Origin of the sequence: Desulfobacula sp. (assembly GCF_014237455.1) — a bacterium.
In the GTDB taxonomy this organism is placed as follows: Bacteria; Desulfobacterota; Desulfobacteria; order Desulfobacterales; family Desulfobacteraceae; genus Desulfobacula.
Map to the genome: position 1 here is coordinate 1 of NZ_JABZFL010000065.1, position 8,349 is coordinate 8,349.

Consider the following 8,349-nt stretch of genomic DNA (forward strand, 5'->3'; position numbering starts at 1 on the left):
ATGTTAGGCTTCAAAATCATAAAGAAAAAAGGATGACTCAAATGAGTCTCTGGAAATAATAACTTGACCCTTTTAGGGTCTCCATTATGCCACCCTTTTTAGGGGTGGTTGTTAACTATAGGCGGTGTGATTTCTTTGTTAAGTGAAAGACTTGCCACGAAGAAAAAAATATTGAAACTGAATGAACAAAGATATAGAGATCTGGCAGACTCACTGCCACAGAGTATTTTTGAAATTGATGAAACCGGCAGGCTTATCTATGCAAACCAAACTGCTTTTGATTTTTTCCAGTACACTAAGGATGAAGTTGATAAAGGCTTAAATGTTACTCAAATGATAATTCCAGAGGATCATGACCGGGCAATAAGAAATATGCAACGCATATTGAACGGCACCCAATTAGGCGGTGTGGAATACACTGCACTAAGGCGTGACGGCACCACTTTCCCTGCTGTGGTACATTCAACCCTTATTGTTCGTGATGCCAAACCAATCGGTTTCAGAGGGCTGTTAATAGACATCAGCGATCAAAAGAAAATGGAGATGATTCTGAAGCGCCGGGCTTTGGCCATAGATCATGCCTCTGATGCTGTCGTGGTAGCCGATACAAATGGAACCATTATTTATGTCAATCCTGCATTTGAAAAAATTAGCGGTTATTTCAAAAAAGACGTTCTGGGGGAAAATCCCCGCATACTGAAAAGTGGACACCACGATAAATCCTTTTATAAGGAATTATGGGAAAGCATATCCAACGGCAAAACCTGGTCCGGACAGTTCATTAATAAGAAAAAGGATGGATCACGCTATACTGAGAATGCTACTATCTCTCCTGTATTCTCAGGCAAGGGGGCAATAGTCAGCTACGTAGCCGTTAAACGCGATGTCACTGAAAAATTAAAACTCGAAACCCGACTCCAGCAGGCCCAGAAAATGGAAGCCATCGGCACCCTTGCCGGCGGTATAGCCCACGATTTCAATAATATTCTTTTCCCGATTTTAGGCTACTCAGATATGTTATTAGCGGAGGTTCCTGAAGACAGTCCATTCCGGGACAGTCTTAACCAGATCTATACCAGTGCCTTGAGAGCCAAGGATCTGGTAAAACAGATCCTCACATTTTCCAGTCAAGATACGAATGAGTTAATCCTGATGAAAGTGCAGCCGATTATCAAGGAAGCATTAAAACTGATCCGGTCTACAATTTCCACAACAATTGACATCATACAGGATATCAGGGCGGATTGTGGTACGATCAAGGCTGATCCCACACAAATTCATCAGATTATAATGAACCTTACAACCAATGCCTATCATGCCATGGAGAATACCGGAGGGGAACTGAAAGTCAGTCTCAAAGAAGTTGAATTAGGCGAACATGACGTACTAAGCCCTGATCTGGAACCCGGAGCCTATGCCTGTCTAACTGTATCAGATACAGGCACAGGCATGAATAAAGATGTGATAGAAAAAATCTTTGATCCGTTCTTTACTACCAAAGAACCAGGCAAAGGCACAGGCATGGGACTTTCAGTTGTCCATGGCATTGTGAAAAGCCTGGGGGGCAGTATCCATGTCTACAGCGAGCCTGGTAAAGGGACAAAATTCCATGTTTATTTCCCAGTGGAAAAGAGTTCTTTTGAAAAACAGAGTATCCAAACTAAAGAACCCGTCCGGGGTGGAACTGAACGAATTCTGCTGGTGGATGATGAAGCTACAATTGTTACAATGGAGAAACAGATATTAGAGCGTTTGGGATATCAAGTTACTTCACGTACCAGCAGCATTGAAGCTCTTGAAGCTTTTCGGGCTAACCCTGACAGGTTTGACCTGGTCATCACGGATATGGCAATGCCGAATATGGCCGGAGATAAACTATCGGTTGAATTGATCAAAATACGCCCTGATATCCCTATATTACTTTGTACCGGGTTCAGTGAAAAGATGACGGAAGAAAAAGTTGCATCAATGGGTATTAAGGGTTTTATATTGAAGCCGATTGTGATGAAGGATCTTGCTCAAAAGATACGGGAAGTACTGGATAATAATAAATCCTGAACCCGTACCTTAATCGGTGATATTCCCTGAAACATGAATCCGGATTGATTTTGGAGGTGATAAATCTGTTTGAATAGTGATGACATCAAAATATCGCCCCGGTTCTTTTTTAGTGTTTTCAACAATCAATTCATAGCAGGGTAAAGGGCCATCGATTTTTTTAATTTCATACTTAATATATTTTTTGTTTCTGGCAAAGATTTTCAAAATCCGGAACTGATTATTTTCTGTGGGCGTTATCGTAATTCTGGACTTTATGGTTTTTCCTGCCCTGCCTCTTAACCTGACGATCCCAGGCTTAAGAATAACAAATTTTTTTACAAGCCCTGTCATCGTGACTCTTATAACTGGCTGTACAGGATCATTGGTGTGGATTTTGATCGTTTTTTTTAGTGTTCTTCCACCATATCCGCTGGTGGATAATACCATGGTTATTTTTCCTTCATCCCCCGGAAGGATCAGCTTGTCACTTGAAGCTGCCGTGCACCCTCACCCTGATTCTATTTTTCCGATTTTCAAGGCAGATGATCCGTTGTTCTGCACAATAAAATCATGAATGGTTTTATCTCCTTCCACAACAGGTTTAAACTGAAAAACATATTCCGGCAGAAAGGCCACCGGGTTTTTTTGAGATGGTATTTCATCTGCAGATATAGCCACCCCTGTGAATAACAATAATAAAATTAGAATAAAGCTATTTCTCATCAGGTTATCTCCTTTTTGTTTTATACAATTTCAATTGGGTGTTGTACCTAAAGTTATTCTTATAAATCGTTAAAATCAAAAGACAGAATGCCAGGCATAGAAAAATGATATCTCTGAACAAGGTTAACTTGGTCATGGGGTTTTCATCAGAATTTGTTGAAAAACATCCGCAGCTGATATCCAGTCCCCTTGCAAGATTAAAAAATATCAGGCCCACAAAGATGCCCATTAAGATGGCAACAATGGATGCAGCACCCGGCATCCAGCGATTCATCAAAAGACTTGCCCCCACCAATAGTTCAAGCCAGGGCAATATCAAAGCCACAAGGTTGATCAAAAAATCAGGTAATACCTGGTAATTAAACACGGCCTGGGCAAATGCCTGGGGGTGGAGAATTTTATCTATACTGGCAAAAATGAAAACACCGGAAAGAATCAATCTGAAGGTATGATAAAAAATATCGGTTTCAGTCTTCAAATGAGTCCCCCTCAACCGGCAGATTCAATTCCTGCCAGACAGTCCAGCCATTCACAAGGACTTTGACATGGTTAAATCCCATCTTCATGAGAAACAGCGAAAGCTCGTGACTTAAATCACAGGATTCGCCATCACAATAGGTGATGATAGTTGTATCATTTGGTAAATCCTGTACAATATCCATAAAATAGTCATCAACGGCATGCCAGGGTAAATTTTTCGCCCCTTTGATATGACCCATATCAAACTGGTCCTTATCCCTGGCATCCATAAAAACAGCTTCATTTTTTTCAAAAAGTGCCTTTGCCAGTGAGGTCGGTATAATAAGCGTTTCACCGCTTTCCGAAGTCAACCGATTTTCTGTTGACCAGTCGGCAATGACGGGAATTGAGTCAGGACGAACCATGTTTACAGCCAACCCGATGGCCACGGACATAAATAGTATGGAAAAAGCCTGTCGGGCAACATCATTCAGATGCAGTTGAAATACCGTGCGCTGCATTTTAAAACCCTTTCTTTTGTTTATATATCCAGATTAAACTGTCCCATATAGTCAGACAATTTCCTGCTTTCCCTGGGCGCGAAAAGTGACCGCAGGCGGGTCTTTCAGGTATTCAAACCCGCCGAGTACTGAATTGAGATATGGAAGTGCTTGTTCCACATCCTGGTCCAGATGGGCAAAGCAATGCACACCCCTGGCATCTGACTGGCATTTTGATTTGAATATTTCCAAGGTATATGTTTCCAAAAGCATGATGTGATCCTTTACAATTAATATTTTAGTTTAGGATGCCTGCAAAAAAGGGGTTAAGATAAAATATATCCCCAATAGGACAATCGTTGTGCCTGCAAGCTTTCTGAACCACTGACCTGCTCCGTTCCACAGGGTGTTTTCAATCAGTTTTCCTACTATAGCTGTTGAGCTTCCGGCAATAACAATGGGAAGGCAATGGCCGATACCGAACAGGATGATTAAAACAATTCCCGTCATCACTTTTTCCTGTATTGTAATGATGGCCAGAATCGGGGCAATAAATCCGAATGTGCATGAACCCGAAAGAACACCATAAGCAAGCCCGAGTACAAAAGCCCCAAACTTTCCTCTTAAATTCAGCTTGTATAAAAGATTTCCGGACAGTGAACATTTTTCAACCCCCAGCATCCCCAAAGCAACCCAGATAAGGATAGTACCGACCAAAATCTGCCAGTAATTTCCCACATCCCCCAGCATCCTTCCTAAAAGGGCACAGATAATGCCGATAGCGGCAATGGTTAAAAACAGGCCCATCGTAAAAAGGACTGAATAAAGCCCTGCCTGGCGGGGGTTAACCATTTTGTCCTGTCCTCCGACGTAACCGACGATCAAAGGGATAGATGCCATATGGCAGGGACTGAGCAGCACGCTGATCATTCCCCATATAAAACAGCCGAATGCTGCCAATGCTATTCCACCGGTCATCCACTGGTTTACCATCAAAAAAATCGAGTCCAGCATAATTGTTACCCCTTGTTTTTAAGTTCCGGTTTATCAACTCCCATTTTGGTCAGCTGCTTAACAATGGATTTTTCATCTAGGAATCCCACATGGCGGTAGACTTCCTCACCCTGTTTATTAAAAAAAATTTGGGTTGGGATCGCCCGGATCTTGAATCGCGGTGCCTGCTGCCGGTTCTTCCATACATCTATGAAAACTATATCGGCTTTTCCTGCATACGCTTTTTTAAGCTTGGTAAGAATCGGTGCCATCATTTTACAGGGAATGCATTCAGTGGCCCCAAGGTCGATCAGCGTGACCATCCCTTTAACCGGAAGCTTCTCAAAATCAATCCGGACATCAGGGGCCGTTGTCTCGGAAGAAAGATTTACTTTCGTATCACTGTAGAACTGTGTTTTTACAGTGCTGATCACTGCTGCAACGGCGATGATACCGAAAATGGCAAGTCGGATGTGTTTCATTATTCAACTCCCATTTTATTCAGCTGCTTTAAAACTTCTTTTTCAGCAAAGAAGCCAATGTGCCGGAATACTTCCCTGCCGGTTTTATCAAAAAATACCTGAACCGGGATGGACTGAATGCCAAAGCGTCCTGCCAGGATCTGTTCCTTACGGACATGCACAAATTCAATATTCAAGACTTTGGGAAATTTTTTTCTCAAGCTGTCAAGAACCGGCTGCATCATGTCACAGGGGATGCACCCGGTGGCCCCGAACTCCACCATGGTGACTTTTCCCGAAGATCGGGCCTTGTCAACGGGATTTTTTTTCATGATGGCGTACTGGGTATCCATCCACTGCCGGTTAATTTGTATTTTGTGGTGTTCTGCCAGACTGGTGATATGGGCATTGACCGAATCCTGTCTTTTCTTCTTGAGAAGAAAGCTTTTGATATTGTCTTTTACCTGCTCAAAGGGCGCGCCCCCGATCATTTCTTTGTTTTCGTCATAAAAGGCTTTTGCTTCGCTGTCCAAAACTTCGGCTTCTTTTACTGCGGAAGAAAGATAAGCGCTGATTTGATCCTCAAGCTTCGTGTTCTCTTTTGAAAAGCCGTTTTTTTGGGCCTCATGGGCAAGAATTTTTGTGATGATTTCCTGCTCCAGCAGGAAAATCAGGTTTTCTTTTAATTGGTTTCTTAATTTGGGGTCATAACGGTCAAGGGATTTTTCAAGCGGCTTGCCTGAAATTGCAATCCCGGTGCCGGTTTTCAGGATGCTGTCTCCCGTCATGTCCACCAGCTCGGCAGATTTTAAAAACCGGTCAAAAATCAGTGGATACGTATCAGATACAGTTGATGCAACCGCAGTCGCAGCGGCACCTGCCATACTGATAAAAATAAATGAAACCAGGCCGGATAGAAAAAAGACAATTGCCGGTCCCCAATGAATGCGTTTTATCATGAGTATTAAAGGTCCTTTTTATTATCCGCAGCAGTTAAATGGTTTTTCTGACGGAGCCGGATTATTATCCGAGCGGTTTGAGCAAATATCCAGAGCGGCGGACTTTACTTTGACAATATCTTCCGATTTCAGGGCGAATTCCTTATTTTTTTCAATACCAAGATCGGTGATGACCACATGATTTTTTAGGGGAACTTCGGCCTGCTCCAGAATGGCTTTAGCGCATCCCACCTAGCATCCATCAATGGCGACCATGTTCTCCACATCCTTTGCAGACTGGACAAATCCGCCCAGTTTGCCACCGATTCCGGCAAGGCAGAACATTTTACCAAAACCTTCCCGGGTCAGTTCAATAGCGGCCTGGTTGGAAAGCTGGCCCACGTTTGAACCGCCGGAACAGGCAAGAATCATTATATTTTCTTCTGATGCACAACAGTTTTCCGTCATTTTATGTCTCCTTCATGAATCGTGATTAACGGTTGGGTCAAAATGGCCGGCTTATTTTGTCAGCCAGGATTTGACATCCTCTTTTTTGGGAATTTTTCCGACACATTTTACTTTGCTGTCAATCACCACGGCAGGCGTTCCGAAAACTCCATAACCGGCTATTTCCATGACACCCGTAACTTTCTGGATCTGAGCATTTACACCTGTCTCGGCAACTGCCTGTGTTACAATCTTTAGTGTCTGATCACATTTGGGGCATCCTGGGCCCAGTATTTTTATATCCATTATACACTCCTAAAATTTAATGGTTCATCTTTATATTAACCGGCAATAACGCCGTAAATCATACCGGCAAAGGTTGACATCACAACAATGATCGAACAGAAGACGGCGGTTTTCTTAACCCCCATGACTCCTCCGATGACCAGCATATTGGGCAAAGACAGGGCCGGACCAGCAAGAAGCAGGGCCAGAGCCGGACCCTTTCCCATCCCGGAACCAATCAGTCCCTGCAGAATCGGCACTTCGGTTAACGTGGCAAAATACATGAAGGCGCCGGCCACCGAGGCAAATAAATTAGCCGGCAGGGAGTTGCCGCCCAAAAGGAATTGAATATAATGTTCCGGTATCAGGGCTGCGTGCCCGGGTCTGCCGAGCAGGAATCCGGCCACAATCACCCCGCCAAAGAGAAGCGGGAAAATCTGTTTCATAAATCCCCAGGTGGACTCCACCCAGTTGACGCATTCTTCTTTTGTAAACCATACTTTAAGCATCCAGCCCAGTGCAATCAAAAGGAAGACCGTAATATACCATTTGGCGGCAAAAATGGCCGGCCATAATCCCGAGGAATCCGGAGAAGGTTTGGCAAATGCCGCAAAAACCAGGATCAGAACCATGGTTAAAAGATAGATCCCGTCCTGAAAAAGAGATCGCTCCTTGTCTTCTTCATCAGGCACATAGATCTGACCGGCTGTCCTTGCGGCATCATCTTTTTTGAAGATGACGGACATTAATAACCCGGTGATGATGGCAAAAATAACTGCACCGATGGCCCGGGCAAGACCGAGCTGCCACCCCAGGATCTTTGCTGTCAGGGTAATGGCCAGAACATTGATGGCCGGGCCTGAATATAAAAATGCCGTTGCAGGGCCAATTCCCGCACCCCGAGTGTAGATCCCGGCAAAGAGCGGCAATACCGTACATGAACATACGGCCAGTATAGTGCCGGAAACAGAGGCGACGGAATAGGCGAGAATTTTACTGGCCTGAGCGCCGAAATATTTGAGAACAGAGGCCTGTGATACAAATACGGCTATGGCACCGGCAATGAAAAAAGCAGGGATCAGGCAGGTCAGAACATGCTCTCTTGCATACTCCTGAAGCATCATGAAGGCCTCCAGACCGGACTGCCGGATAACCGGATGCGCCCATGGAATAAAATAGGCCATAAGGTATAGAGCAATAAGATAGAATAATTTTGTTCTTTCTTTCATTTATAGAGTCCTTATATTTTTTCCCCCATCCTTAATAGGATGGGTTGTTTTTTGTTTCATGATTTTTCTTGTTTTAGCTATATATGGTCACTTGTCGATATGTGGCGATAATTTTTTTATCCATGCTGTTTTCCGACAATATTCTCACGGTTGATGCCCGGCAGGATCTGATTCAAATTTTTAATCTCTATTTCATCATTCAGCCAGTGTTTTAAATTTCCAATCATATTTGCCGAATAGGGTGAATCACTGCCGTCAGCCAGGGAATAGTTGA

10 protein-coding genes and 1 pseudogene are annotated in these 8,349 nt (G+C 43.6%); 1 reads left to right on the plus strand and 10 read right to left on the minus strand.

Features of this window, described 5'->3' with window-relative positions; all coding sequences use genetic code 11:
- The first annotated feature begins 108 nt into the window (after positions 1-108).
- The gene (locus HGJ91_RS09495) at positions 109-2,058 is read left to right on the plus strand and encodes a PAS domain-containing sensor histidine kinase (RefSeq protein WP_291347501.1); all 1,950 of its coding nucleotides are present in this window, start codon (positions 109-111) and stop codon (positions 2,056-2,058) included.
- Between the two features lie 9 nt (positions 2,059-2,067).
- On the opposite strand, the gene HGJ91_RS09500 is transcribed toward HGJ91_RS09495, so the two are convergent.
- The 10 genes and pseudogenes from HGJ91_RS09500 to HGJ91_RS09545 all read right to left on the minus strand — a co-directional run bounded on the left by HGJ91_RS09500 (position 2,068) and on the right by HGJ91_RS09545 (position 8,075).
- Positions 2,068-2,763, minus strand: a complete 696-nt coding sequence (locus tag HGJ91_RS09500; protein ID WP_262987145.1) for an OS_HP2 family (seleno)protein — start codon at positions 2,761-2,763, stop codon at positions 2,068-2,070.
- A gap of 4 nt (positions 2,764-2,767) precedes the next feature.
- Positions 2,768-3,241: a MauE/DoxX family redox-associated membrane protein gene (locus HGJ91_RS09505; RefSeq protein WP_291347504.1), complete on the minus strand. Its 474-nt coding sequence runs from the start codon at positions 3,239-3,241 to the stop codon at positions 2,768-2,770.
- Complete coding sequence (locus HGJ91_RS09510; RefSeq protein WP_291347506.1) at positions 3,231-3,743, minus strand: rhodanese-like domain-containing protein; 513 nt, start codon at positions 3,741-3,743, stop codon at positions 3,231-3,233. Before HGJ91_RS09510 ends, HGJ91_RS09505 begins: the two co-directional genes overlap by 11 nt.
- 51 nt (positions 3,744-3,794) lie before the next feature.
- Positions 3,795-3,995, minus strand: a complete 201-nt coding sequence (locus tag HGJ91_RS09515; protein ID WP_291347507.1) for a hypothetical protein — start codon at positions 3,993-3,995, stop codon at positions 3,795-3,797.
- A 30-nt stretch (positions 3,996-4,025) separates the two neighbouring features.
- Positions 4,026-4,736, minus strand: coding sequence for a cytochrome c biogenesis protein CcdA (locus HGJ91_RS09520; protein ID WP_291347508.1), 711 nt, complete (start codon positions 4,734-4,736; stop codon positions 4,026-4,028).
- A gap of 5 nt (positions 4,737-4,741) precedes the next feature.
- Positions 4,742-5,197 (minus strand): co-chaperone YbbN, encoded by a 456-nt coding sequence (locus tag HGJ91_RS09525; RefSeq protein WP_291347509.1) that lies wholly within the window; start codon positions 5,195-5,197, stop codon positions 4,742-4,744.
- Positions 5,197-6,135, minus strand: coding sequence for a co-chaperone YbbN (locus HGJ91_RS09530; protein ID WP_291347510.1), 939 nt, complete (start codon positions 6,133-6,135; stop codon positions 5,197-5,199). Before HGJ91_RS09530 ends, HGJ91_RS09525 begins: the two co-directional genes overlap by 1 nt.
- 21 nt (positions 6,136-6,156) lie before the next feature.
- A pseudogene (locus HGJ91_RS09535) lies at positions 6,157-6,582 on the minus strand (putative zinc-binding protein).
- Positions 6,583-6,633: 51 nt separating this feature from the next.
- On the minus strand, positions 6,634-6,867 hold the full coding sequence (locus tag HGJ91_RS09540; protein WP_291347511.1) for a thioredoxin family protein: 234 nt from the start codon (positions 6,865-6,867) through the stop codon (positions 6,634-6,636).
- A 35-nt stretch (positions 6,868-6,902) separates the two neighbouring features.
- Positions 6,903-8,075 carry a permease gene (locus HGJ91_RS09545; RefSeq protein WP_291347513.1) on the minus strand — a complete coding sequence of 391 codons (1,173 nt, stop codon included), beginning with the start codon at positions 8,073-8,075 and terminating at the stop codon, positions 6,903-6,905.
- Positions 8,076-8,349: the final 274 nt, after the last annotated feature.